The organism is Falsirhodobacter deserti, assembly GCF_004015795.1.
GTDB lineage: Bacteria > Pseudomonadota > Alphaproteobacteria > Rhodobacterales > Rhodobacteraceae > Falsirhodobacter > Falsirhodobacter deserti.
Genome location: NZ_ML137219.1, coordinates 42390 through 67398 on the forward strand (window position 1 = coordinate 42390; position 25009 = coordinate 67398).

At 64.8% G+C, this 25009-nt stretch carries 27 protein-coding genes; 13 read left to right on the forward strand and 14 right to left on the reverse strand.

From position 1 onward, the window contains the following. Window positions 1–16 precede the first annotated feature (16 nt). From JX25_RS11745 to JX25_RS11760, 4 genes are all read right to left on the reverse strand, one after another. The gene (locus JX25_RS11745; RefSeq protein WP_241557948.1) at window positions 17–880 is read right to left on the reverse strand and encodes an amidohydrolase family protein; all 864 of its coding nucleotides are present in this window, start codon (window positions 878–880) and stop codon (window positions 17–19) included. Next, window positions 881–2017, reverse strand: a complete 1137-nt coding sequence (locus JX25_RS11750) for a mandelate racemase/muconate lactonizing enzyme family protein (RefSeq protein WP_128255308.1) — start codon at window positions 2015–2017, stop codon at window positions 881–883. Continuing rightward, window positions 2014–2931, reverse strand: a complete 918-nt coding sequence (gene kdgD, locus JX25_RS11755) for a 5-dehydro-4-deoxyglucarate dehydratase (RefSeq protein ID WP_128255309.1) — start codon at window positions 2929–2931, stop codon at window positions 2014–2016. The genes JX25_RS11750 and kdgD overlap by 4 nt, the downstream gene beginning before the upstream one ends. A gap of 78 nt (window positions 2932–3009) precedes the next feature. Further along, window positions 3010–3720, reverse strand: a complete 711-nt coding sequence (locus JX25_RS11760; protein ID WP_128255310.1) for a FadR/GntR family transcriptional regulator — start codon at window positions 3718–3720, stop codon at window positions 3010–3012. A 102-nt stretch (window positions 3721–3822) separates the two neighbouring features. Here JX25_RS11760 and JX25_RS11765 point away from each other — a divergent pair, with 102 nt between their 5' ends. Further along, window positions 3823–4533 (forward strand): FadR/GntR family transcriptional regulator, encoded by a 711-nt coding sequence (locus tag JX25_RS11765; RefSeq protein WP_128255311.1) that lies wholly within the window; start codon window positions 3823–3825, stop codon window positions 4531–4533. A 49-nt stretch (window positions 4534–4582) separates the two neighbouring features. Continuing rightward, window positions 4583–5731, forward strand: a complete 1149-nt coding sequence (locus JX25_RS11770) for a mandelate racemase family protein (protein ID WP_128255312.1) — start codon at window positions 4583–4585, stop codon at window positions 5729–5731. Here the strand turns inward: JX25_RS11770 and JX25_RS11775 are convergent. The 7 genes from JX25_RS11775 to JX25_RS11805 form a co-directional block, all read right to left on the reverse strand. Continuing rightward, window positions 5724–6632 (reverse strand): alpha/beta hydrolase, encoded by a 909-nt coding sequence (locus JX25_RS11775; RefSeq protein ID WP_128255313.1) that lies wholly within the window; start codon window positions 6630–6632, stop codon window positions 5724–5726. The two genes, JX25_RS11770 and JX25_RS11775, sit on opposite strands and share 8 nt — an antisense overlap. Continuing rightward, on the reverse strand, window positions 6616–7371 hold the full coding sequence (locus tag JX25_RS11780; protein WP_128255314.1) for an ABC transporter ATP-binding protein: 756 nt from the start codon (window positions 7369–7371) through the stop codon (window positions 6616–6618). The genes JX25_RS11775 and JX25_RS11780 overlap by 17 nt, the downstream gene beginning before the upstream one ends. After that, a complete protein-coding gene (locus JX25_RS11785; RefSeq protein ID WP_128255315.1) occupies window positions 7368–8204 on the reverse strand; it encodes an ABC transporter ATP-binding protein in 837 nt (278 codons plus the stop codon). Before JX25_RS11785 ends, JX25_RS11780 begins: the two co-directional genes overlap by 4 nt. A gap of 1 nt (window position 8205) precedes the next feature. Then, the gene (locus tag JX25_RS11790) at window positions 8206–9066 is read right to left on the reverse strand and encodes an ABC transporter permease (protein ID WP_128255481.1); all 861 of its coding nucleotides are present in this window, start codon (window positions 9064–9066) and stop codon (window positions 8206–8208) included. Between the two features lie 32 nt (window positions 9067–9098). Beyond that, window positions 9099–10118, reverse strand: coding sequence for an ABC transporter permease (locus JX25_RS11795; RefSeq protein WP_128255316.1), 1020 nt, complete (start codon window positions 10116–10118; stop codon window positions 9099–9101). A gap of 50 nt (window positions 10119–10168) precedes the next feature. Next, complete coding sequence (locus tag JX25_RS11800) at window positions 10169–11773, reverse strand: ABC transporter substrate-binding protein (protein WP_241557949.1); 1605 nt, start codon at window positions 11771–11773, stop codon at window positions 10169–10171. A gap of 99 nt (window positions 11774–11872) precedes the next feature. Further along, window positions 11873–12553, reverse strand: coding sequence for a DnaA N-terminal domain-containing protein (locus JX25_RS11805; RefSeq protein WP_128255317.1), 681 nt, complete (start codon window positions 12551–12553; stop codon window positions 11873–11875). Window positions 12554–12969: 416 nt separating this feature from the next. Between JX25_RS11805 and JX25_RS11810 the strand changes: the two genes are divergently transcribed. The 4 genes from JX25_RS11810 to JX25_RS11825 are packed head-to-tail and all read left to right on the forward strand — an operon-like array spanning window position 12970 to window position 17022. After that, complete coding sequence (locus JX25_RS11810) at window positions 12970–14274, forward strand: AAA family ATPase (protein ID WP_128255318.1); 1305 nt, start codon at window positions 12970–12972, stop codon at window positions 14272–14274. Next, window positions 14271–15344 (forward strand): ParB/RepB/Spo0J family partition protein, encoded by a 1074-nt coding sequence (locus JX25_RS11815; RefSeq protein WP_128255319.1) that lies wholly within the window; start codon window positions 14271–14273, stop codon window positions 15342–15344. The genes JX25_RS11810 and JX25_RS11815 overlap by 4 nt, the downstream gene beginning before the upstream one ends. Before the next feature lie 48 nt (window positions 15345–15392). Continuing rightward, on the forward strand, window positions 15393–15740 hold the full coding sequence (locus JX25_RS11820; RefSeq protein WP_128255320.1) for a DUF4112 domain-containing protein: 348 nt from the start codon (window positions 15393–15395) through the stop codon (window positions 15738–15740). A 49-nt stretch (window positions 15741–15789) separates the two neighbouring features. Next, window positions 15790–17022, forward strand: a complete 1233-nt coding sequence (locus JX25_RS11825; protein ID WP_128255321.1) for an aminopeptidase — start codon at window positions 15790–15792, stop codon at window positions 17020–17022. Between the two features lie 15 nt (window positions 17023–17037). On the opposite strand, the gene JX25_RS11830 is transcribed toward JX25_RS11825, so the two are convergent. Together JX25_RS11830 and JX25_RS11835 are read right to left on the reverse strand one after the other, a co-directional pair. Further along, complete coding sequence (locus tag JX25_RS11830) at window positions 17038–18363, reverse strand: esterase-like activity of phytase family protein (RefSeq protein WP_128255322.1); 1326 nt, start codon at window positions 18361–18363, stop codon at window positions 17038–17040. 61 nt (window positions 18364–18424) lie between these two features. Further along, the gene (locus tag JX25_RS11835) at window positions 18425–18850 is read right to left on the reverse strand and encodes an organic hydroperoxide resistance protein (RefSeq protein ID WP_128255323.1); all 426 of its coding nucleotides are present in this window, start codon (window positions 18848–18850) and stop codon (window positions 18425–18427) included. 98 nt (window positions 18851–18948) lie between these two features. On the opposite strand from JX25_RS11835, the gene JX25_RS11840 reads away from it, so the two are divergent. The 7 genes from JX25_RS11840 (at window position 18949) to JX25_RS11865 (ending at window position 24175) form a co-directional block, all read left to right on the forward strand. Continuing rightward, on the forward strand, window positions 18949–19395 hold the full coding sequence (locus JX25_RS11840) for a MarR family winged helix-turn-helix transcriptional regulator (RefSeq protein WP_241557950.1): 447 nt from the start codon (window positions 18949–18951) through the stop codon (window positions 19393–19395). Window positions 19396–19490: 95 nt separating this feature from the next. Beyond that, window positions 19491–19973: a DNA starvation/stationary phase protection protein Dps gene (gene dps / locus JX25_RS11845; protein ID WP_128255325.1), complete on the forward strand. Its 483-nt coding sequence runs from the start codon at window positions 19491–19493 to the stop codon at window positions 19971–19973. A gap of 349 nt (window positions 19974–20322) precedes the next feature. Beyond that, window positions 20323–20478, forward strand: coding sequence for a hypothetical protein (locus JX25_RS14875; protein ID WP_164876146.1), 156 nt, complete (start codon window positions 20323–20325; stop codon window positions 20476–20478). Between the two features lie 52 nt (window positions 20479–20530). Continuing rightward, complete coding sequence (gene osmF / locus JX25_RS11850; protein ID WP_128255326.1) at window positions 20531–21433, forward strand: glycine betaine ABC transporter substrate-binding protein OsmF; 903 nt, start codon at window positions 20531–20533, stop codon at window positions 21431–21433. Beyond that, window positions 21430–22551 (forward strand): ABC transporter permease, encoded by a 1122-nt coding sequence (locus JX25_RS11855; RefSeq protein WP_128255327.1) that lies wholly within the window; start codon window positions 21430–21432, stop codon window positions 22549–22551. The genes osmF and JX25_RS11855 overlap by 4 nt, the downstream gene beginning before the upstream one ends. Further along, complete coding sequence (locus tag JX25_RS11860) at window positions 22548–23465, forward strand: ABC transporter ATP-binding protein (protein WP_128255328.1); 918 nt, start codon at window positions 22548–22550, stop codon at window positions 23463–23465. Before JX25_RS11855 ends, JX25_RS11860 begins: the two co-directional genes overlap by 4 nt. Beyond that, window positions 23462–24175, forward strand: a complete 714-nt coding sequence (locus JX25_RS11865; protein ID WP_421780845.1) for an ABC transporter permease — start codon at window positions 23462–23464, stop codon at window positions 24173–24175. Before JX25_RS11860 ends, JX25_RS11865 begins: the two co-directional genes overlap by 4 nt. Here JX25_RS11865 and JX25_RS11870 read toward each other — a convergent pair. Next, window positions 24172–24822 carry a GntR family transcriptional regulator gene (locus JX25_RS11870; RefSeq protein WP_128255329.1) on the reverse strand — a complete coding sequence of 217 codons (651 nt, stop codon included), beginning with the start codon at window positions 24820–24822 and terminating at the stop codon, window positions 24172–24174. The genes JX25_RS11865 and JX25_RS11870 overlap by 4 nt on opposite strands. Window positions 24823–25009: the final 187 nt, after the last annotated feature.

Sequence of the window (25009 nt, forward strand, 5' to 3'; positions counted from 1 at the left end):
GGCGGCGTCCTTGCCTTTACATCGGCTTGAAGCCGAACAGCGCCTCGGGCGTGGTGACAAGCGCCTGATGCCGCGCCTCATCCGACGGCAGCCATGACAGCACCGTATCCGTCAGCGCACGATCATCGGGGTAATCCGCTGTCGTTTTCGCAAGGTTGTGCGGCCAGTTGGTGCCCCAGACGATCCGGTCGGGCGCATAGGCCGCGATTTCGCGCGCAACCTCGGCAACGTCGGCATAATCGGGCCCGCCCGTGCGGCTGGATTCGTAAACGCCCGCGAACTTGAACCAGCAATTGCCGCCATCGATCAGCCGCTTCACAGCGTCGATCTGCGCGCGGCCCGCGCCGGAAAAGAACTTGCCGTGATGATCAAGGATCCAGCGGCTTTTCACCTTTGCCAGCCGCGGTTCATGATCAAGGATGTTGCTGCCGTCAAACTGCACGGCCATCGCCCAGCCGGCGGCATGGGCACGGGCATCCACCCCTTCCAGCCCCGCAAGGCCGACCGCGCCGCCCGGCAGGTCCATGATGCGCGCGCCGGTCACACCCGCCTGCGCCAGACGCTCGATCTCGGCATCGGGCGTGTCGGGATGAATCACCGCGACGCCGCGGGCAATGTCCCCCATCTCGGCCAGGCAGGCCAGAAGGTTCGAATTGTCGGACTGGTGCGCGTTGCCTTGCGTGATCACCACCCGGTCGATGCCGATCCAGCGCATGAATTCGCGGTATTGTTCGGCATCGGGCAGCGCGCCGGGGGGAAGCGGGGGGCCGCCCTCCTGCGCCTCGTATCCGGGAAGATACATGTGCATCTGCGTGTCGATCGTGCCCTTGGGCAACACGGTGTCCGGCTTTGCGCCGGACAGGGTGCGGATCATCTCCATTCAGTCCTCCTTGGGGGCAAATTCGCGCAGGGCGTTTCGGTCGATCTCGATCCCGAGGCCGGGGCCATCGGGGATCGCCACCACCCCGTTCACATGATCGATGGGCCGGGTGATCACGGCCTGACGGAAGGGGTTGTCGGTCCGGTCGAACTCAAGGATCGGCTCGATCGGGTTGTTGCGCACGGGCGAGGGCACCATCGCCGCCATGAATTGCAGCGCGGCGGCGATATGCACCGCCGTGCCCCAGACATGCGGCACCACGCGCACCCCGTGAAGGCTGGCCATGTCCGCAATCCGCCGCGCCTCGGTAAAGCCGCCGCAACCGGCAAGGTCGGGCTGGATGATATCCACGGCCCGCGTTTCGATCGGTTCGCGGTGGCCCCAGCGGGTGTGCCACGTTTCGCCCCCCGCAACCGGAATCGGCTGACGGGTGCGCACTTCGCGATAGGCGGCAAGCTGTTCGGGCACCACCGGTTCTTCGAACCAGTCGATGCCGTATTCGGCGGCGCGCTGGCCCAGCCGGATCGCCTCCATCGCGTCATAGCCGTGATTGGCGTCGATCATCAGCCGCATGTCCGGCCCGATCGCTTCGCGCACGGCGGCGATGACGCGCAGATCCTCGTCCAGGCCGAAGCCGATCTTGACCTTGCAGGCGTGGAAGCCGGCATCGCGATGCGTGGCCATTTCCTGCGCATTGTCCTGCACCCTGTCCACCCCGTCGCGCTTGAAGCTGCCGGTGGCATAGGCGCGGACGCTTTCGCGGAACCGCCCGCCCAGAAGGGTGGAAACGGGAACCCCGAAATGCTTGCCCTTGATGTCCCACAGCGCGATGTCGATGCCCGACAGCGCGGTGATGGAAAGCCCGCGCTGCCCCTGATCGCGCAGCGCGTTATACAGCGTGGCCCATATCCGTTCGGTCTGAAGCGGGTCCTGCCCGATCAGCCAGTTGGCATAGGCTGCGACAATTGCCGCATTCGGCCGCGCGGGGCCAAGGCATTCGCCCCAGCCCACGGTGCCGTCATCGCACTCGATCTCCACCAGCACATGGGTGCGGCGGTCGAACCGCATGGAGGCGCTTTCGAAAGCGACCTCCAGCTTGTGATCAAGAAGATGCGTACGAACGCGCGTTATCTTCATGCGGCTTTCTTGCGGCGATAGGGTTCGATCAGCGCATCCATCATGCGTTCTTCTTCTGCGGTCAGGTCGGTGATCGGCGGGCGCACCCGGCCCGCGTTGAAGCCCTGAAGCCGCACGCCAGCCTTGATGGCCGACACGGCATAGCCTTTCTGGCGGTTGCGGATCGCCATGAAGGGATAGAAGAACTCGTTCAGGATCTTTTCGCAGGTGGCGCGGTCATTGGCGCGCAGCGCCTTGTAGAAGTCCATCGCCAGCTGCGGCACGAAGTTGAACACCGCCGAGGAATAGGTGGTGAAGCCCGCGCCCAGATATGCCTCGGCGAACAGTTCCGCCGTGGGCATGCCGCCCAGATAGGTCAGCCGGTCGCCCATCTTCGCCGTGATCTGGCGCACAAGGCCGATATCGCCCGTGCCATCCTTGAAGCCGATCAGGTTGGGGCATTCGTCGCACAGGCGGGCCAGCGTGTCGGCCTGAAGCACCGCGTTGTCGCGGTTATACACCATCACGCCCATGTCCGTGGACTGGCACACCGTCTTGACGTGGTGGTAAAGGCCTTCCTGCGGCGCATCGATCAGGTAATGCGGCAGCAGCAGGATGCCGGTCGCGCCGACCTTTTCCACCGACTGCGCGATTTCCACCGCGATCTCGGTGCCGTAACCGCAGCCCGAAACGATCGTGGTGTCGCCCGCAGCCTCGATCGCGGCCTGAACGATCGCCGGGATCTCCGCCGGTTTCAGGCTGAAGAATTCGCCCGTGCCGCCTGCCGCGAACAGTACCGGTGCATCAAATCCCGACAGCCATTCGACATGCGACTGGTAGCTTTCGGGCGCAAAGCGGCCCTCGCCGTCGAAATGCGTCACCGGGAACGACAACAGCCCCGAGCCGAGCGCCGTCTTGAGTGCCTGAACGTCCATTGCGTGATCCTTGAATTTTTGGGTTCTGAGCAGACGCTACCCCACACAACAGACATGTGTCAACACTTGTATGATGTGTTATCCGCGAAGCAAGGCACGGTACCGGTTCCGCGATCCGCGAAGATGCACGCGCATTGCCTGGCGGGCCGCTTCCTCATCCCCCGCAAGGATGGCGGAAACGATGCGGTCGTGCTCCTCCTGGATCTGCGCCAGATAGGTTCTGGGCGCTGCATCGGCCGCGTCCTGCATCGCGCGGCGGGGGATCACGCTGCCGCCGACCATCGCCAGAAACTCGGCAAAGCGGGGGTTGTTCGTCGCCTCGGCGATGGCGATGTGCAGGTCGTAATCGGCCGCGGTGGTGGGCTCGCCGGCCGCGATTGCCGCATCGACGGCGCGGAACGCCTCGATGATGCGTTCTTCCTGCTGCGCGCTGCGGCGCTGTGCGGCAAGGCCCGCGGCCTCCACCTCCACCGCGGTGCGCAGTTCAAGCATTTCGATCATGGAGGAAAGGCGGACATAGTCGATGTTCTGGAACGGCGCGGGTTCCGGCTCGGCGGCTTCCAGCACGAACACGCCCGCGCCCTGCCGCGCCTCCACCAGCCGGTCGGCGCGCAGCGCGGCGATCGCCTCGCGCACCACGGTGCGGCTGACGCCATGCGCCTCGGTCAGCTTTGCCTCGGACGGCAGGCGGTCACCGGGCTTCAGATGGCCTTCGGTGATTTCGGCACGCAAGGCCTCGCTGACACGGGCAACAAGGTTGCCTCGGGGCCGGGCTGGGGAGGTGGTCATCTTTCTGTCCTTCTTCTGCCCGCCTATGATACAGGAGCCACCGTTATTTGCCATCCTTGCGCTGATCTGTATACCCGATGTTGGACAGCCGGAGGGGGAGCGATGACTGGACCAAGGGAAAGGCTGGCAACGCGCGTGGCCGATCTGCTGCGCGCAGAGATCACCGAAGGGCGCGTGAAGCCGGGGGAGCGGCTTCCTTCGGAAACGCGGCTGGCCGAAATTCACGGCGTCAGCCGCACCGTTGTGCGCGAGGCAGTGGCAACGCTGGCCTTCGAAGGACTGGTGCTGGCCCGCAAGGGCGCTGGCATCTTTGCGCAGGAAGCGCCGCAAGGCCCGTTCCTGAACCTTGATCCGGGGCGCGTTTCCTCGGTGATCGAACTGCTGGAACTGCGCCGCGCGGTGGAGATCGAGGCCGCGGGCCTTGCCGCACAGCGCCGCAGCGCCCTTCAGGAAGAACGCATCCTTTCGGCGCATCGCGAGGTTCTGGCCTGTCTGGAGGCGGGCAAACCCACGCGCGATGCCGATCTGGATTTCCATCATGCCATCGCCGAGGCGACAAACAATTCCCGCTTCGCCGAATTCCTGACCCTGATCCGCATCGGCATCATTCCCCGCGGCACGCTGCAAACCGGCCGCGACAACGTGCGCCCCGCCGATTACAACCGCTATCTTCGCGAGGAGCACGAGGCGATCTGCCGCGCCATTCTGGACGGCGATGAAGCTGCCGCGCGCCTTGCGATGCGGGACCACCTGAAGGGCAGCCTTGCGCGTTATCGCGTCCTGCTTCGGGAAAATCAGCACACAAGTTATTGACACTTGTATAACAGGTTGACATTCTCCCCTCCGTCACAGGGAGGACAGCATGATCATCACCGACGTTCAGGTGCGCCATTTCCTTTCAACCACGCGCCGTCATTCCGACAGCGCCGGCCACGCGCATCCCGGCCCGCCCCATCAGGTCAAGACCTCGATCATCACCATCCGGACCGAGGACGGGCATGAAGGCCATTCCTTCACGGTGCCCGAGATCGTGCGGCCGCACCTGATCGACAAGTTCGTCAAGAAGGTGCTGATCGGGCAGGATCACCGCGACCGCGAACGGCTGTGGCACGATCTGGCCCATTGGCAGCGCGGATCGGCCGCACAGCTGACGGACCGTACGCTGGCCGCCGTGGACGTGGCGCTGTGGGATCTGGCAGGGCGCGCGCTGAACACGCCCACCTACAAGCTGATCGGGGCATATCGCGACAAGATCCGCGCCTATGGCTCCATCATGTGCGGGGACGAGCTTGAGGGCGGCCTTGCCACGCCCGAGGATTATGGCCGCTTCGCCGAAAAGCTGGTTGCGCGCGGCTATAAGGGGATCAAGCTGCACACGTGGATGCCGCCCGTCAGCTGGGCGCCCGATGTGAAGATGGACCTGAAGGCCTGCGCCGCCGTGCGCGAGGCGGTCGGCCCCGATATCCATCTGATGATCGATGCCTTCCACTGGTATTCCCGCATGGATTCGCTGGAACTGGGGCGCGGCCTTGAAAAGCTGGGCTTCGACTGGATCGAGGAGCCGATGGACGAACAATCCATGTCCTCCTACAAGTGGCTGGCGGACAATCTGGACATCCCGGTGGTCGGCCCCGAAAGCGCGGCGGGCAAGCACTGGCACCGCGCGGAATGGGTCAAGCACGGCGCCTGCGATATCCTGCGCACGGGCGTGAACGATGTGGGCGGCATCACGCCTGCGCTGAAAACCATGCGCATGGCCGAAAGCTTCGGGATGGAGTGCGAGGTTCATGGCAACACGGCGATGAACCTTGTCGTCACCGCCACCTCCAAGAACTGCCGCTGGTATGAACGCGGGCTGCTGCACCCGTTCCTGAAATACGATGACGGGTTCGATTACCTGAAGCAGCTGTCGGACCCGATGGATGCCGATGGCTATGTCCACGTTCCGGACCGTCCGGGCATCGGCGAGGATATCGATTTCGACTTCATCGAGAACAACCGCGTCAACTAAGGAAGGCCAGCGCCTCCTTCTGCACTTCGGGCGGGCAGACATGCCCGCCGTCGAAGATCGCGGCATCGACATTCCAGATGGCGCGCAGATCGTCGAAGGCGGGTTCCACCGCCGCCAGCGGCAGGTGCCGGTCGGCGCTTCCAGATCGCAGGAACAGCGGCCTTGGCGCGGCCGCGCCCGCCAGATCCGGCAGATCGGCCAACGCGGCCAGTGACGGGTGCAGCATCCAGAACGCCGCCTGCCCCGCCGTGATCGGCGCGCCAAGGCGCAACAACTCCCGCCGCCGCGCCATCCACGACAGCGATACCGCCGATCCGACAGAGGGGGTGGTGGCAAGGCATTGCCATGCCCGGAAGCCCCCGAAGGAAAAGCCCCATACGGCAAGGCCATGCCGCGCCTCGGGCAACCCCGCGGCCCATGTGGCGATGTCGCGATCCTCGCCCGCGACCAGCCCGGCAAGCGAGGTGCCAAGACCCATCGCCGTGCAGGCCAGCGCCTGCTGATCCCCCGGCATCTGCCGGTCGCCCCAGCCAAGCGCATCGAAGCACAGCACCGGATGCCCCGCATCCAGAAGGCGCTGCGCGGGCGGGCCGGAATAAAAGCCCTGCGGATCCTCGGTCATCTTGCGCCAGCCCATGTCGAACCGGCCGCCGTGATCGTGCAGCATCAGAACGGCCCGGCCGGTGATCCGGGCCGGGTGCTGGATCACCCCGCCTGCCCGCTTGCCGCTGGCGAAATGCAGCGCGGTGCCGTCGAAACAAAGAACGGGATCCGGCGGGGGCAAGGCGGCATCCCATGCGGCGCGGATCTGCGCCCTGCCCGTTTCGGTCCGTGCCGAAAGCGGCAGCGGCGCATCCAGCCGCCGCCGCCAGTCGGCAGGCCAGTCACATGGCGCGGTCATAAGCGATGGAGGCGTCTATCAGCTCGCGCGCATAAGGATCCTTCGCTTCTTCGCCCGGAACGCCGGTCAGCGCGCCGCGGCCCAGAACCTCCACCAGACGGCCCTTCTGCATCACGGCGAAACGGTCGCACATGTGATCCACCACCGCCAGATCATGGCTGACCATGACATAGGTGAAGCCCCGCCTTTCGCGCAGATCGGCCAGCAGGTTAAGGATCTCGGCCTGAACGGACACATCCAGCGCACTGGTCGGTTCGTCCAGCAGCAGCACGTCGGGTTCAAGGATCAGCGCGCGGGCAATGGCAACGCGCTGGCGCTGCCCGCCCGAAAGCTGGTGCGGATACCGGTCCAGAAAGGCGGTGGGCAGGCCCACCTCCGTCATGGCGCGTTCCATCCGCCCGTCGCGATCGTCCAGACCGTGAATGCGCAGCGGTTCGGACAGCACCGTCCGCACCGACTGGCGCGGGTGGAGCGAGCCGTAGGGGTCCTGGAACACCATCTGCATCGTGCGGCACCGTTCGACCAGCGGCATCTGGCGCACATCCTGCCCACCAATGGTCACGCGGCCCTCCCACGTCTTCATCAGCAGGGACATGCAACGCAGGATCGTGGACTTGCCCGAACCGCTTTCCCCGACCAGCCCGAAACATTCACCGGCCCGCACGTCAAAGCCGATGTCGTGAAGAATGCGCGCCTCTCCCAGCGTGATCGACAGATCGCGGATGCTGATGTTCTTCATGTGCGTGCCTCCTCGGCCCATTCGGGGCGGCGTTGCAGCACGGGCAATGGCTGGCGCGGCCCGCCGATGCGCGGCTGCGCGGCCAGAAGCCCGCGGGTATAGGGGTGCTGCGCGCGGTCCAGCTCGCTCGCCTTCAGCGTTTCCACCACCCGGCCGGCATACATGATCAGGACGCGGTCGCAGAAGTTGCGCACAAGGTTCAGGTCGTGGCTGATCACGACCAGCCCGATGCCGCGATCGCGCACCAGCCCGTCAAGGATCGACAGCACCTGCATGCGAACCGTCACGTCCAGCGCGGATGTCGGCTCGTCGGCGATGACCAGCTCCGGCTCGGTCAGCAGCATCATCGCGATCATGATGCGCTGGCCCATGCCGCCGGAAACCTGGTGGGGGTAAAGATCGTAAACCCGTTCCACGTCGCGGATCGCAACGGCGGAAAGCATCTGCAGCGCCTTTGCCTTGGCTTCCGCGGCAGAGCATTTCATGTGCACGCGCCACGCCTCGGCCACCTGGTCGCCGACCTTGCGGATCGGGTTCAGGCTGAACTTCGGATCCTGCAGGATCATGGAGATGCGCTTGCCGCGCACCTCCAGCATGCGCTTTTCGGGAAGGGCCAGAAGGTCCGTGTCCTGAAACTGCATCTTGTCGGCCGTGATATCGGCAGATGGCAGCAGCTTCAGGATGGCGCGTCCTACCGTGGATTTGCCGGAGCCGCTTTCGCCCACGATGCCAAGGCGTTCACGCCCCAGCTGGAAGGACACGCCCCGCACGGCGGGCGCGGGCGAGCCCCGGTAATGGACGGTCAGGTTCTGGATATCGAGGATCGTGTCCATCTCACCTCCGGTTCATCTGCTTGGGATCGAGCGCGTCGCGCAGCCCGTCACCCACGAGGTTGAAGGCAAGGCTGACGCACAGGATCGCGATGCCGGGGAAGGTGACCAGCCACCAGCTGTCGATCATGTAGCGGCGCCCCGTGGCGATCATCGCGCCCCATTCGGGCAGCGGCGGTTGCGCGCCAAGACCCAGAAAGCCAAGGCCGGCTGCCGTCAGGATCACCGTGGCCATGTTCAGCGTCAGCCGGATCAGGACTGAAGGCAGGCACATCGGCACGATGGATTTCATGATGATGCGGAAATCCGATGCCCCCTGAAGGCGCGCGGCAGAAACGTAATCCTCGGCGCGGAAGGTCAGGGTTTCGGCCCGCGCCAGCCGCGCGATGGGCGGCCACGATGTCAGCGCGATGGCGATGATGGCATTTGACAGGCTTGGCCCAAGCGCGGCCACGAAGGCCAGCGACAGGATCAGCGAGGGGAAGGACAGGAAGATGTCGGTGATGCGCATCATCACCGTGTCGACCGCGCCCCCGTAATATCCCGCGATCGTGCCCACGGCGAGGCCGATCGGCCCCACCACCACCGTGACCAGCGCGATGATGGTCAGCGTGATGCGCGTGCCATGGACAAGGCGGCTCCAGATATCGCGGCCAAGTTCGTCCGTGCCGAACCAGTGGCCATTGCCGGGCGGGGCCAGCGTGTTGGTCAGATCCTGCGCGTAAGGGTTGTGCGTGGCCAGCAGCGGCGCGAAGATGGCGCCGATCACCAGCAGCGCGATCACGGCCAGCCCGAAGGCCGAAGTGGGTTGCCGCATCAGGAAACGCAGGATGCGGCCCAGTGGGGCGAGGCCCGGAAGCGTCATGCTGCGGCCTTTCTTCAGGGTTTCGGTCTGCATCAGCGGGTCCTCGGATCGAAGACGCGGTAAAGCACGTCGGACAGAAGGTTCAGCGCGATGAAGATGACGCCGACCAGCAGCACGCAGGTCATCACCGCGTTCATGTCACCGATCATCAGGTTCGATGTCAGGTATTGCCCGAAGCCCGGCCAGGAAAACACCGTCTCGATCAGGACGGCCCCTTCCAGCAGCGCGCCATAGGCCAGCGCCACGATGGTGACCAGCTGCACCCGGATGTTCAGGAAGGCATGGCGCCAGATGGTCTGGCGGACGGACAGGCCCTTCACCCGCGCGGTGGTGATATACTCCTGGTTGATCTGGTCCAGCATGAAGCTGCGCGTCATCCGCGTGATATAGGCCGACGAGGAATAGCCCAGCAGGCTGGCAGGAAGGATCAGGTGGTTCAGGGCAGACCAGAACACCTCCCACTCCCCAGCAAGGGCGGCGTCGATCAGGATGAAGTTCGTCACCTCGGGAACAAGGCCGATGAAATAGTCCTCCATCCGGCCGCCGCCGCCAACCCAGCCAAGCGCGGCATAGAAGATCAGAAGCGCGATCATCCCCGTCCAGAAGATCGGCATCGAGTGGCCCATCAGGCTGAACACGCGGATTACCTGATCCTGCCAGCGATCCTTCTTCACCGCCGCGATGACGCCAAGCGTGATGCCAAGGGTCGCGCCGATCAGGATGGCCAGCGTTGCCAGTTCCAGCGTTGCCGGCATCACGGTCAGGATGTCGTTGAGGACAGGCTGGCCGGTGCGGATGGAGGTTCCGAAATCCCCCGTCAGCACATCGCGCAGATACATCAGGAACTGCATCGGCAGGGGCCGGTCCAGCCCCAGTTCCTGGTAAACCTGCATATAGGTGTCCTGCGTCGCCTCTTCGCCCACGATGGCGCGGACGGGATCGGCCGGCATCAGCCGTCCGATGGCGAAGGTCAGGACCAAAAGCCCCAGCAGCGTGACGGCAATGGTGCCGGCCTGGCGCAGCAGGCCGCGTGTTCGGGATCGTGTCAGCATCGGTTCCCCGTGAGGGTTGGGGCGGAGGGGGCGCGTGGCCCCCTGCCCTTTCAGCGGTTTTTCGTGACGGTCGAAAGATCGGTCGACCAGGACGGGTTCACCACGAAGCCTTCCAGATCGGCGCGATAGGCCGCCGAGGTCACGACCTCGGAGAACGGGATCAGCGGGGGGACGACCTCGTCGATGCGGTTCTGGATGTCGGCATAGATCTGGCGGCGCGTTTCAAGGTCCGCCTCGGAGGCGCCGGCATCGATCAGGTTGTTCAGCTCCTCGTCCATGAAGCTGGTGCGCCAGCCCTGGAAGTTGGTCAGCCGCGCCTCGTCCGAGTTGTCGGGGTTGTAGATCAGCGCGCGCATGTTGCTGTCCGGGTCGGGCAGCTGCCCGCCGCCGCCGCGGCCCACGATCATCTCGAAGTTCCGCTCGCGCATTGCGCCATAGATCTGGTCACCCGATCCGGTGATCACCTCGGCCCGGACCCCCCCTTGGGCCAGAGAGCCTTGAAGCGCGGTGGCAAGATTCAGGAAGGGATCGTCCGACAGCGCGCGCAGCGTCACGTCCATGCCGTTGGGGAAACCACCCTCGGCCAGAAGCTGCTTGGCGCGTTCGGGATCGAAGGTATAGCCGGGATCGTCCAGCAGCCCGAAGAACCCGCCCGAGATGGGGCGTTGGTGCATCTTGCCGAAGAAGGGCAGGATCGCGTCGTTCAGGCCCTTGTAATCGATAAGGTAGCGCATCGCTTCGCGCACCTTGGGGTTCTGGAACCGTTCATCCGCCATCGACATGGCAAGATAATAGAAGCCGGCCGACGGGGTGGTCTGGATCTCGATCCCGTCCTTGTTCTGCAGCGCGTTCAGATCGGCGGGGGCAAGCTGGAAGGCGATGTCCAGATCCTGGCGTTCCAGTTGCAGCCGCTGGCTTTGGCTTTCGGGAACGTGGCGCCAGATGATGCGGCGCATCGCCGGCTCCTCGCCCCAGAAATTGTCGTTGCGCGTCAGAAGCACGAGGTTGTTGGACTTCCACTGCTGCAGCGCGAAGGCCGCCGATCCGGCGGAATTCTGCGACAGCCACGCGGTGCCCATGTCGCCGTCCCGCTCATTCTCCATCACCAGCTTGCTGTCGAGGATGGAGCCGGGCCCCACGATCCCGAGGGTGGAGATGATAAGCTGCGGGTTCACCTTCTGCGGCAGCGTCACGACGACCGTGCGGTCATCGGGCGCGGTGAACGCGGTTTCGGCCGCCTCGGCAGTGAAGCCATAGGTTTTCAGGAAGCTGGCCTGTGCAAGGTTCAGTTCCATCAGGCGGCGGAACGACCAGACCACATCCTCGGCCCGGACGGGGTTGCCCGAAGCGAATTCCGCCTCGCGCAGATGGAAGGTGATGGACATTCCGTCCTCGGCCACGTCCCAGCTTTCGGCAAGGTCGGGCTGCACCTCGGACCGGTTCACCGGGTCCAGCTGGACAAGGCCGTCATAAACGTTGGCCAGCACCTGCACCGTTTCCTTGCCCGTGATGGCAGCAGGATCGAGCGTCAGGATGTTTGTCATGGAAAAGCCGATGACAAGCTGGTCGTCTGGCGTCTTGGCCAGGGCCGGTCCGGCGGCAAGGGCAAGAAGCGAAGCGGCGGCCAAAGGCCGGACGCAGGCATGCATGATCATGGTGTCCTCCCAGAACTGAAGAGATCCCGCCCCTCACGGGATGTCCGACAGCATGATTTATTTGTTATACATGTTGGCGCCTTGTCAATCGCCTTTCTGTCAGCCGGCCACCAAAATCCGCAGGCTGCCGATCTGGGGGGCGGCAACACGGCAGGCGGTCAGGATGCGAAGCGCCAGATGCGTTTCCACATAGTTGGCGTGAAAGCGGGTGGGCGCTTCAAGGGTCAGCCCGCCGCCAGTCTCCTCCAGCGGACGAAGCTGGCGCAGCCAGGTCGCGTAAACAGTGGGCGCCTCTTGCGCGATGTGCTGCATGACGCGGTCCCAGGGGCTTTGGCCGTCGGGCTGGGGAAAGGCGATGATGTTGGGCGTCCCTGCGGGGACAGGTGGGGCATCATCGGGTGCAAGGCGCGCCTCCAGATCCCGACCAACGGCGGCCCAATGGGGCGCGGTGTCGGCAAGGATGCGATCAAGGCCCAAGGCGTATTCGGCCACCCGGCCCCGTCCACCCTGACGGCGCAGCACGAGCCAGCCTTTTTCCCGAAGCCGCGCCATTTCCCGCTTCACCGTCCGTTCATCAACCGACCAAAGGGCCGCGATCTCGCGCTGGCCGGTGGCAAGGCGGTCGGCCCGCCAGTCGTAGCGGGCCGTGATCAGCACGATCAGCCGAAGGGCAAGGCGCTGCGCCATTGCCTCCCCTGCCAGTCCTGCCGCGCCGATGGCCGTCAGAACATCATATTTCCTCGACGAGGCTCCCTGCCCCGCCAATCGTGCCACTGCCATCTTCTGCCTTCCCCGCATCCTGACGGGATATTGATAGATCCGGGGTATCTTCCCCGGCTTAACGAACCGCGCGCTGCCACCGTGGTTCCGGCAACACAACGCTTTTCATTTCCCGACCACCATTTGCGTTGAGTGGGGCGATTCTGTCAAGGGCCGCCCTCATTCCCTCCTCTTCAGGATCTGAAGAAGGGTCTTATAGGTATTGGGGGACACCCTAGGCGTCCCTTTAAGAGGTGTGAAATGTCCCCTTAATGCTGGATAAAGCCGCAAGATGTCCCCTGATCGGGGGCAGAGGGCCCTAGCCTGTCCCTGCGGGGACGCTTTTGCATCTCTTTATATACATAATCTTTGCGCCTTTCGCAAATCCGGCGTAAACCGAATATATAAAGTGAAGAGCGTTGCCTTTCGGAGAAATGATGTTCACCCATGACGACCTTGCGCGGCTTCAGGCGCAATCGCTGAAGATGCAGGGCTGGATCCGCCAGCAGACCTACTCCCCCGAGATGGAGAAGACGCTGCGCCGCTTTTCCAGCTGGGAACTGGCCGAACTGATCTTCCGCGTGAACCAGTCGACCCTGCGGGGACGCATGGCCACCGAACCCTCCCTCCCCCAGGGGCTGGTGGAGGAGGATGGCCGCCAGCGCTGGTATACGCTGGAGGAGATCAACGAGATCCGCCGCAAGCTGAAGATCAACCGCAAGTCCCTGCTGCCGCCCCGCCCTGCCGGCAAGCGGGCCATTCGCGCCGCCATCGCCAACTTCAAGGGCGGTGCGGGCAAGTCGACCGTGGCCCTGCACTTCGCCCATGCCGCGGCACTGGACGGCTATCGGGTGCTGGCGGTGGATTTCGACCCGCAGGCCACCCTGTCCCATTCCATGGGTCTGTCGGACGTGGCCGAGGAGTTCACGGTCTGGGGCATTATGGCGCGGGACCTGATCCGCGAAACCGAACGGATGAACAGCGCCGCCCGCGGCGCGGAATCCGGCGCGGCCCTGCCCCAACGAAAGCTGCCTTCCGCCATCACCGGGATGGGTCTGACCGATCTGCGCACGATGGACTTCATCAAGCAGACATCCTGGCCGACGGTGGATGTCATCCCCTCCTGTGCCAACTCTGCCTTCGTGGAATTTGCCTCGGCCCAGTACCGGAACCTGAACCCCGAATGGTCCTTCTTCGCCGCCGTGTCCCGCTATCTCGATACGTTGCCGGATGATGCCTATGACATCGTGATCTTCGACTGCCCGCCGGCCATCGGTTATCAGTCCATGAATGCGGTGTTTGCGGCTGATGTTCTTTATGTGCCCTCGGGTCCCGGCTATTGGGAATATGACTCCACCACCTCTTTTATCGGTCAGCTGGCCGAGGCGCTTGGCGATCTGAGCCAGTTCCAGGGGATCGTCCCCGCGGGGACAATGACGCTCCCCAAGGCGTTTCTGGATCTGCGCTTCCTGCTGACGCGGTATGAGCCGAACAACGAATTGCACCGCGCGATGCATCAAGCCTTCCGTAAGGTGTTCGAGGGTAGGGTCGCCGAACACCCGATCGAGATGACGCGGGCGGTGGAACAATCAGGCCGGTTCCTGTCCTCGATCTATGAAACCGATTATCGCGAAATGACGCGCGAAACATGGCGCCGCGCCCGCGCCTCGTTCGACAGGGCGTATATGGAGTTCCGCGACAACCTTGTTGCGGCATGGGACAAGCTGGAGGATGAAGCATGATCAAGCGCCGCACTTTCGATATCGACTTCCCCTCCGAAGAGCCTGTCCCCGCGGGGACAGAGCGCGAGGCCCGTCGCGGCCCCATGGCCGCTGCCATCAGTGAGAACGCCGAAGCACTGCGGGAACGCCAGCAGGCCGAGGCCGCGATCCGGGCCGAAAATGACCGTCTGGCCCATGAACTGGTGCGGTTGAAGAAGCTTGGCCTCGTCACCGACCTGATCCCGCTGGACAAGATCCGCGCCACGAAGCTGACCCGCGACCGAGCCCCTGACCGAGACCCCGAGCTTGATGAGCTGAAAGAATCCATCCGCGGCGTGGGCCTGTCGAACCCGATCCGCGTGGAGGCTGCGGCCGATGGCAATTTTGAACTGATTCAGGGCTTCCGCCGCCTTGCCGCCTATCGCGAACTGTTCGAAGAAACGGGGGAGGAGCGGTTCGCTGCCATCCCCGCCGGGATGGTCGCGCAAGGGGAGACCTTGGAAAGTCTGTACCGGCGCATGGTCGATGAAAACCTTGTTCGGCGGGATATCAGTTTTGCGGAAATGGCGATTCTGGCGCGCAGCTATCTTCAGGATCCTGAGACATCCGCCTTCTCAATCGATCAGGCAATTGCCACGCTGTTCCAATCGGCGGGGCGGCAGAAGCGCGTCTATATCCGCAACTTCGCTACGCTGCTGGATCGGATCGGGATGCACCTTCTGCACCCGCACTCCATCCCCCGTGCCCTTGGTCTGGACGTTTTGAAACGGGTGGAGCGGGAGCCGGGCGCGGCCACCATGCTGGGCCGCCTGTTGATGGCGCAGCCCGAACGGTCGGACACGGACGAACTTGCTGTCCTGCGCGATTTTGCCGCCGGCGCAGGCAAGGTAACGCCGCCACGTCCGGCGCGCGGTCCGGGCAATCCCGGTGCCAAGACAACCCTGCGCGTTGCGCGCGGTGAAGATGTTGCCCGCTGCACTGCAACCCACGGTCGTGTGGAACTGCGGATGGAGCGTGACTTCAGCGCCGTCGACCGGCACCGTCTTGAACAGGCGATCGAAGCGTTCCTTGCCTCGCTGGACGATAACTGACCGGAACCTGCGGGGCGGGTCGCGCATTTTCGCCAGAAGGAGATGCCGATGACCCGCCTTGCCCGTGACGCCGAGATTGCGCGACTTGATCGTCTTGCCCATCAGCTTGACGCGCGGTTCAAAGTCCTTGGTTTCCGCTTCGGGTGGGACGGGCTGCTGGGTCTGATCCCCGGCGTGGGCGATGTGGCTGCGGCCATTCCTTCGGCACTTATCCTTCACCGCGCTTATTCGCTTGGGGTGCCGAACAGCCTTCTGGTGCGGATGGGGGTGAATGTCGCGCTGGATACCGTGATCGGATCGGTTCCGCTGCTGGGCAGCGTGTTCGACATCGCCTACAAGTCGAACCTTCGCAACGTGGCGATGCTGCGCCGCCACCTGGAGCAGCGCGACCCTTGACCCCGCCGCGCACCGCGTCATCCTGCGCGGCGCAACGACGGAGGTATGAATGGCAATCGATCCCGTGAAACTTGACCGGCTGGCGCAGGTGGCCGTGAAGGTGGGCCTTAACTTGCAGGAAGGTCAGGACCTGCTGCTGACCGCACCGGCCGAGGCGTTGCCGCTGGTGCGCCGGATTGCGGCCCATGCCTATGCGGCCGGGGCAGGGGTCGTTACGCCGATCCTGTCGGATCCGCAGGTGACGCTGGCCCGCTATGCCCATGCCCGCGACGAAAGCTTCGATAGTGCGCCGGACTGGTTGTTCGAAGGGATGGCGAAGGCATTTGATGCCAACACAGCGCGGCTGGCCATCGCGGGCGACGACCCGCTGATGCTGTCGTCGGCCGATCCGGCGAAGGTGGCCCGTGCCAACCGCGCCCAGTCCCGTGCCTATAAACCCGCGCTGAAAAAGATCGCGGGGTTCGACATCAACTGGAACATCGTCAGCTATCCCAATCCTGACTGGGCCCGCCGCGTCTTCCCCGACCTGCCGGAGGAGGAGGCCGTCGCCCGCCTGGCCGATGCAATCTTCGCAGCTTCGCGCGTGGAAGGGGACGATCCGGTTGCCGCATGGGCCACGCACAATGCCCAGCTTCACGCCCGCTGCGCATGGCTGGACGGACAGGCGTTCCGCTCGTTGCACTTCACGGGGCCGGGCACGGATCTGACGGTCGGGCTGGCTGACGGGCATCGCTGGCAGGGCGGCGCGTCGGTGGCCCGCAACGGCATCACCTGCAATCCGAACATCCCGACCGAGGAGGTGTTCACCACGCCGCACGCCCTGCGCGTTGACGGACATGTCAGCGCGACAAAGCCGCTGTCACATCAGGGCACGCTGATCGAGGATATTCGCGTGACCTTTGCCGGTGGCGCGATCACCGAGGCACATGCCAGCAGGGGACAGGACGTGCTGCGCCAGCTGATCGATACTGATGACGGCGCGCGGCGGTTGGGGGAGGTGGCGCTGGTGCCACATTCCTCGCCCATCTCGGCCTCGGGGTTGCTGTTCCTGAACACGTTGTATGATGAAAACGCAGCTTGTCATATTGCATTGGGTCAGTGCTATGCCAAGTGCTTCCATGGCGATCCCACGCCAGAACAGATTCAGGCACAAGGCGGCAATTCCAGCCTGATCCACGTGGACTGGATGATCGGTTCCGATCAGGTGGATATCGACGGCATCAAGCCGGATGGCGAACGCGTCGCCGTGTTCCGCAAGGGGGAATGGGCGCAGGCCGTCTGACCTGCGCTCCGCGGGTTATTCGGCAGCCAGCAGATCGGCCACGTCAAGCAGGATGAACTCGTTATCCGCCGCCTGGCCGATCTCCCGCCCGCCCGAGAAGGGAAGGTTGTTGTCATCCGCCACAAGGATGTGGGTGTCGTCCATGCGGATCACGTCTTCGATCGTCTGGAACGGGAAGGTGAACACGCCGTCCTGCGAATGGGGCGAAAGGCCGTCGGGATCCTGGATGTCCAGCAGGTCCACATGGCCGATGCGGCGCATGAAACCGTCCTCGTCGGTATCGGCAGTATCCACCAGCACGATGTTCTTCACGCGGGCAGGGCGGGGATAGCAGGCGGCGGGGTCCGCGCCGTCCTCGCAGGCGGCCATGCCTTCGCCGGCGTCGCGTTCGATCACCAGCGCGCGGTGATCGTCGATGAAGTTGAAATCGCCGATGGCCACCGCACCCTCGGCAAGGCGGAAGCGATGGGTGTCGCCCGTCCACTTACGCTCGGCGGGATCGAACACCAGCACGCGCAGGAAGTCGCCCTCTGTCCCGTCTTCGGTCAGCAGGGGTTTTTCCAGCATGGCCCAAAGCTCGTTTGTTCGGGGATGCAGCGCCATGCCTTCATAACCGCCCGAACGCTGAACCCGGTAATCCTTGCCCGCAACCGCAGGAACCGTCACGCCGGGGGTGTCGGGGCCTTTCAGCCGTTCGCCCTCCAGCATGGTCGGGTGGACGTTCAGCACGCGGCCATCCGTCGTCGCCTCGATCAGGTAGGGTCCGAATTCGTCGCCGATCCAGATCGTGTCGTCCAGAAGCTGGATGGATTCGGGATCGAAATCCGCCCCCGTCAGATAGCGGCCATCCGTGCCTTCATAGGCGATGCGGAACGGAACCTTGTGATCGGGATCGTGCAGGAAGACGGACTCCAGCCGTTCCACCTTGCCGGTTTCGAAGTCGGGCAACAGGCGGTGGAACACCAGCAGTGCATCGGGGCTGTTGCCCTTCGATCCGAACCCGTTATCGGCCAGCGTGAAGATGGAGCCGTCTTCGGCCCGGTTCATCGCAAATCCCGACATGCCTTGGAAGGGTTGGCCAAGGAAGGGCAGGGACAGGCCGGTGGGATGGCTGCCGAAAGCGGGGCCGGTATCACCCGGAACGCTCATCGGGGTGTCGTTGCGCCCATCCCCGGTGAACTTGCCCGAGATCCACGCATCGCGCGGCGCATCGGCCGGCGGGGCGATCATCGTGTTGGCGGGGATGACAGCAAAGCCTGCCAGTTTGGCGGGAAGGGTCTCCTCTGCCAGCACGGCAGAGGAGGAGCAGAGAAGCGCGGCAAACGTGACGCGAAGAAGCATGTGTCCGGACCCTTCGGTTGCAATATCGCCCCCGATAACGCGCCCGTGAAACAGCTTCGTGTCAGACGACAGTCAGGCCGACATCGATGTTTCCGCGCGTGGCGTTGGAATAGGGGCAGACCTGATGCGCCTGTTCCACCAGCGCCCGCGCGGCTTCCGGATCGACGCCGGGAAGCGAAACCTCAAGCGCGACGGTCAGCCCGAAGCCGCCCTCGCTGCGCGGACCGATGCCAACCTGCGCCGAAACCTTGGCATCCGCTGGCACCTTCGTCGGGCCTTTGGCGGCAACGGCCTTCATCGCGCCAAGAAAGCAGGCGGAATAACCCGCAGCGAACAGCTGTTCGGGGTTCACGCCGTCGCCGCCCGCGCCGCCAAGTTCACGCGGAGTGGACAGTTTCACATCGACCGCACCGTCTTCGGTGGTTGCATGGCTGTCACGCCCGCCCGTGGCCGTGGCGGAGGTGGAGTAAAGGACGTTGACGCTCATGAAGAACTCCCATTGCTGTTTGATAAAGCGATTAAATCGCGAGCGATATAAATATCAAGAGGTCTTGCCCTTTTTCACGCACCATGCGATTTAAAGTCATGGCCCACACGCATGCACCCACAGAACTGCTTTGCTTCACCGTGCATGCCGCGGATCAGGCTTTTGCGCAGGTGTACCGGCATGCCTTGTCCGAAATGGGCGTGACCTATCCGCAGTTCCTTGTGCTTGGCCTTCTTTGGCAATGCGATGACCGGACGGTGGGCGAATTGGGGCAAATGCTTCGCCTGCAATCGAATACATTGACGCCGCTGCTGAAACGGCTGGAGGCGATGGGCTTGCTGAGCCGACGCCGCGATCCGCAGGATGAACGCACGGTCCGCATCCGGCTGACCGATGCCGGCCGCGCCTTGGCCGACAAGGCGCCCGACGTGATGAGCTGCGTTTCGCGGGCCATCGGCATGACGGCCGAGGAACAGGACACGCTGACCACCCTGCTGCGCCGCCTTCAGGACAGCCTGCGCGCCAGCACCACGCCCGCCGCATAACGAAACTTTCGCAGTTTGTGCAAATGTCTGGCATGCCGCCGCGTTTCGGCACGCTATATCGGTCGATGAACCGGAACCGACAGAAGGAGAATGCGATGCATGAACGTTACGCAAGCGGGCTCAGCGACGAGGCGGCCAAAACCTCGATCGAGACGCTGGACAAGAACCTGTCGCTGGTGATCGACCTGTCGCTGATCGTGAAGCAGGCGCACTGGAACATGAAGGGCAGCAACTTCATCGGCGTGCACAAGCTTCTGGATGATGCGGTCGACAACCTGCGCGACATTCTGGACAAGATGGCCGAACGCGCCGTGATCCTTGGCGGATCGCCCGACGGGCGCAGCCAGAACGTTGCCGCCGCCACCACGCTGCCCGAATATCCCGCCGGCTTCATGCTGGTGAAGGATCATGTGCGCGAACTGGTGGAGCGTTACAAGATCGTCGCCGCTTCGCTGCGTGAAGCGATCGACATCGTGGACGAGGGCGGCGATCAGGATACTGCCGATCTGTTCACCGAGGCCAGCCGCATCGTGGACAAGGATGCGTGGTTCATCGGGTCCAACGCCGAAGGCAACTGACGTAACCTAGCACGATCCGTCAAGGACTGTTCCGTACAACGAAGCATGTTGACCAGTGCCATGTTGCATCGTTGTTCGGGGCCGTTTGCCTGCTGCTTGCAGCGGCACTTCTGACGGCTTGGAAAGAGTTTCGCCCAGGTCGGCACGTGCTGGTCTGGGCGTTTTCGTTCGCGGCGGCGGCGGCCCACGCCATCATCGCCGCGCCAACGCAGGGTGTTCTTTGGCAGGCGGCGGGCTCCGCGCTTCTTTCGCTTGTCATCTCCGCCGGCTTTGCTTCCGCTGGCCGGTGGGGTGGATCGGTTTGAACGCATCCGCCGCGCCGTGCCGGCAGCCTTGCAGGATCTGGCGGGTGACGGCCAGTTTCGGCATCGCGAGCCTGCGCCCGAACGAGGGTCTTGCGGCGGCGCTGGTGCGGGCCGATGTCGCGCTCTGCCGCTCCAAGAACGAAGGGCAGGATCGCATCACGGCGAAGCTGCCTGATTTCGCCCCGCACACTGGCTTTTGATCGCGTGCGACTTATCCTGTGGCCGAAGCGGTCAGAGCAAGGAGCCTCTCGCATGTTCAATTTCCGTGTCGCCGCACTGGCAATGATGCTTGGCGCGGGCAGCGCAGGGGCGCAGGTGGTCGTATCCTCCAAGATCGATACGGAGGGTGGGGTAATCGGCAACATCATCGTTCAGGTGCTTGAACAGAACGGGATCGGGACGCAGAATCGCCTGCAACTGGGCGGCACGCCCGTGGTCCGCCAGGCGCTGCTGGCCGGAGAGATTGATCTCTATCCCGAATATACCGGCAATGCCGCGTTCTTCTTCAACCGCGCCGAAGATCCTGTCTGGAAGGATGCCGATGCCGCATGGCAGACCGCGCGCGATCTGGACGAAGCGAACGGCCTTGTCTGGCTGGACCCGGCGCCCGCGAACAACACCTGGGGCATCGCGCTGCGGGATGATGTGGCCGATGCCAACCGCGTCGGCACGCTGTCGGATTTCGGCGAATGGATCTCGGGTGGCGGGGCGGTGAAGCTGGCGGCCTCGTCCGAATTCGTGAACTCCGCCGCCGCGCTGCCGTCCTTCCAGAAAACCTATGGCTTCCAGCTTTCCACCGACCAGATGGTCGTGCTGTCGGGCGGCGACACGGCGGCAACCATCCAGGCGGCCGCCAATGGCACCAGCGGCGTGAATGCGGCGATGGTTTATGGCACCGACGGCGCGATCCCCTTCGCGGGCCTGCGTGTTCTGGCCGATGACAAGCAGGTGCAGCCCGTCTACCAGCCCGCCCCCGTCATCCGCGCCGAGGTGCTGGCAGAATATCCGCAGATCGAGGAGCTTCTTTCCCCCGTTTTCGAGGCGCTGACGCTTGAAACCCTGCAAACGCTGAACGGGCGCGTGCAGGTGGAAGGTGTTCCCGCCGCCGATGTCGCCCGCCAGTTTCTGACGGAAGGCGGGTTCATCGAGGGGTGAGGTATGCTGACCGCCTCGGCCTTGTTCTTGCGCTGCCGCTGATCGCAGGTTTCGCGCTGCCCTTTGCGGGGCTGCGCCCGAACCGGATCGCGGCCCCCGTCGCCGAATGGCTGCCCCATATCTTCGGCTGGCCGGCCGCTGCGGGCGTGGCGCTGGTGGCGGTGGCCGCGCTGGCCCGCAGCCCCTTGCGCCTGCCGCTGGCGGCGCTGGCGGTGGCGGGTTGGCTGGCGCTTCTGGGGCTTGGCGCCTCGCGGCTGGCCGAGGATGCGCCGGCCTATGCGCGCGTGTCGCCGGGGGCGGGGTTCTGGCTTGGGCTGGTGGCGCTGGTGCTGCTGCTGGCCGATGCGCTGGCCCGGCGCAAGCCGGCGCCGGTTGCGCGGCTGGCGCTGCTGGCGGCCACGGTGGCGGTTCTGGCGCTGGTGCTGCGCCTTTGGCCGGATGTGTCGGTCCTTCAGGAATATGCCGCACGCCGCGCTTCTTTCTGGGCCGAAGCGCAGCGGCACGTCGCGCTTGCCCTTGGATCATTCGCGGCGGCGGTGGTGGCGGGGGTTCCGCTGGGCATCGCGATCCAGCGCACGCCGCGCCTGCACCTGCCGGTGATGAACGTGCTGACGGCGATCCAGACCGTGCCCTCCATCGCGCTGTTCGGGTTGCTGATCCTGCCGCTGGGATGGGTGGCGGCCAATGTGCCGGGGGCGCGGGCGGCGGGCATCGGTGGCATCGGCATGGCCCCCGCGCTGGTGGCGCTGTTTCTTTATGCGCTGCTTCCGATCGTGACCAACACCGTCGCCGGTTTGCGCGCCGTTCCCCCCAGCGTGTCCGAGGCGGCGCGCGGCATGGGCCTTGCCCCGCGCCAGCGCCTGCTGCGCGTGGACATGCCGCTGGCCCTTCCCGTGATCCTGACGGGCGCGCGGATCGTGCTGGTCCAGAACATCGGGCTTGCGACCATCGGCGCGCTGATCGGGGCAGGGGGCTTTGGCACCTTCGTGTTCCAGGGGCTTGGCCAGACCGCGCCCGACCTGATCCTGCTGGGCGCCCTGCCGACCGTGGCGCTGGCCTTCGCGGCGCAGGTGATCTTCGACGCCCTGATCGACCTTTTGCCGGGGAGGCGCCCGTGATCGGCCTGCACAACCTTTCGAAACACTATGACGATCTGCGGGCGGTGGATGATGTATCCCTTTCCATCGAAACGGGAAGCGTGGTTGCCATTGTCGGCACCTCCGGTTCGGGAAAGTCCACCCTGCTGCGGCTGGTGAACCGGCTGATCGAACCCACGGCAGGCCATGTCACCCTGAACGGGCAAGACACGCGCGACATGCCCGCGTTCGAGCTTCGCCGCCGCATCGGTTACGTCATTCAGGATCACGGGCTGTTTCCGCACTGGACCGTGGCGCGCAACATCGCGACCGTGCCGCGCCTTCTGGGCTGGCCCAAGGACAAGATCCGCGCCCGGGTGGAGGAGTTGCTGCGCCTTCTGTCGCTGGATCCTGCCACCATCGGTCCGCGCTTTCCCCACCAGCTTTCGGGCGGGCAGATGCAGCGGGTGGGCGTGGCCCGAGCGCTGGCCGCGCGGCCCGAGCTGTTGCTGATGGACGAACCCTTTGGCGCACTGGATCCCGTGCTGCGCGGCAAGGCGCAGGCCGATCTGCGCGCCATCCAGCAAACGCTGGGCAGCACGATCCTTCTGGTCACCCATGACATGGCCGAGGCGATCCGCCTGTCCGACCGCGTCGCCGTGATGCGGGCGGGGCGCGTCGAACAGTTCGGCACCCCGGCCGAGATATTGTCTCGCCCCGCCACCGCCTTTGTCCGCGATCTGGTGGGCGAGGGGGAGCGGGCCTTCCGCTTCCTGTCGCTGATCCCCGCCACCGATCTGGCCGAGGAAGGGGCGGCCTCTGGCCAGCCCCTGCCGCGCACCGCCACCGCATCCGAGGCGCTGGATGCGCTGATCTGGCAGAATGCCGAAGCCCTGCCGCTGGAAGGCGGCGGCCGCATCAGCCGCGCTGCGCTGCTTCGGGCGGGGCATCCGTGAAGCGCTGGCCCGCCCTTGTGTTGCTGGCGGCGATGCTGGCCTTCCTGCTGCGGCCCGCCCTTTTCGTCCCGCTTCTGGCGCCGCTTGCACCCGAAGGTGCGCCCGTCATCTATGACCGGGCGGGGCTTTTGTCGCTGACGCTGGCGCATCTGGCGCTGGTGGCGGGGGCGATGGTGCCGGCGACGTTGGTCGCCGTGGCGCTTGGCATCTTCGTGCGGCGTCCCGCGGGGGAAGCCTTTCTGCCACTGTCGCGCGTGGTGACTGGCTTCGGGCAGACCTTTCCCCCCGTGGCGGTGCTGGCGCTGACGGTCCCCGTGCTTGGCTTTGGCACATGGCCCACTCTTCTGGCGCTGTTTCTTTACGGGTTGCTGCCGGTTTTCGAAAACACGCTGGCCGCCTTTTCCGCGCTGCCCCCATCGGTGGTGGAGGCCGCACGCGGCACCGGCATGACCCCCCGCCAGCGGCTGTGGCAGGTGGAACTGCCGCTGGCCCTGCCGCTGATCCTTGACGGGGTGCGGACGGCCACCGTCATCTCTCTCTCCACCGCCACCATCGGATCGGTGGTGGCGGCGCGTGGGCTGGGGGAGGTGATCATCGCCGGCCTCACCTCGCAGAACCTTGCCTTCGTGGCGCAGGGGGGCGTGCTGGTGGCGGTGCTGGCCATCCTTCTGGCGCAGGGCTTTGCGCTGCTTTCGGCCCGGCTGCGTTAATCCAGCCGCGCCGCAAAGGCGGCCATCACCTCCCGTTCCGACTGCATCAGGTAATCGCGCAGCAGGTCCGCCGCCGCCGCTGGGCCGTCGCCATGCAGCACGGACAGCAGGGCGCGGTTGCGATCGATGTAAGGCACGTGAAGCTGTTCGGGGCTGTGCATCAGGCCGAAGGCAAGGCGCAGTTCCGCCATGATGCGGGCAAAGAACGCGATCAGGCGCGGGCTGTCGCTTAACCCAACGATGGCCGCGTGGAATTCCATGTTGGCGCTGCCCACGCCGCGCCAGTCCTGCATGGCGGCCAGTGCGGCGGCGCGGTCCACTGCCTCGGCCATGCGGGCCACGGCGGGATGGCGCGGCCATGCCTGCGCCAGCGCGGGCACCTCGACCATCAGGCGCACGCGATAGATGTCAAGGATCGTCGCCAACGAGGGCTGGGCCACGAACACCCCGCGATTTGGCTGGTGCGTCAGGAGCCCGTCCTGTGTCAGCAGGCGGAACACCTCGCGCAGCGTATTGCGCGAGATATCAAGATCGGCGGCCAGGCGCGTTTCGGAAAGGCGCTGGCCGGGAAGCAGGACGCCGGCGACCACCTGTTCGCGCAGGCGCAGGGCAACGGTTTGGGCAAGGCTGGGGCTTTGATCGGTCATGTCGGCATCTGGCACGGATTCGCGTGAAAGCTCCATCCGGTTTGCCCGATGGAACGCCGGTCATTCGCCCGCTGATGAAAATTTAATCAGATAGAACGATGGGAGGCCGATCGTTGAACAATCGGCTTAAGCGCGCAAGATTATTGTTGCGCGAGCCGCATTTCCTGCGCCAGCTTTTCAAAAAAAG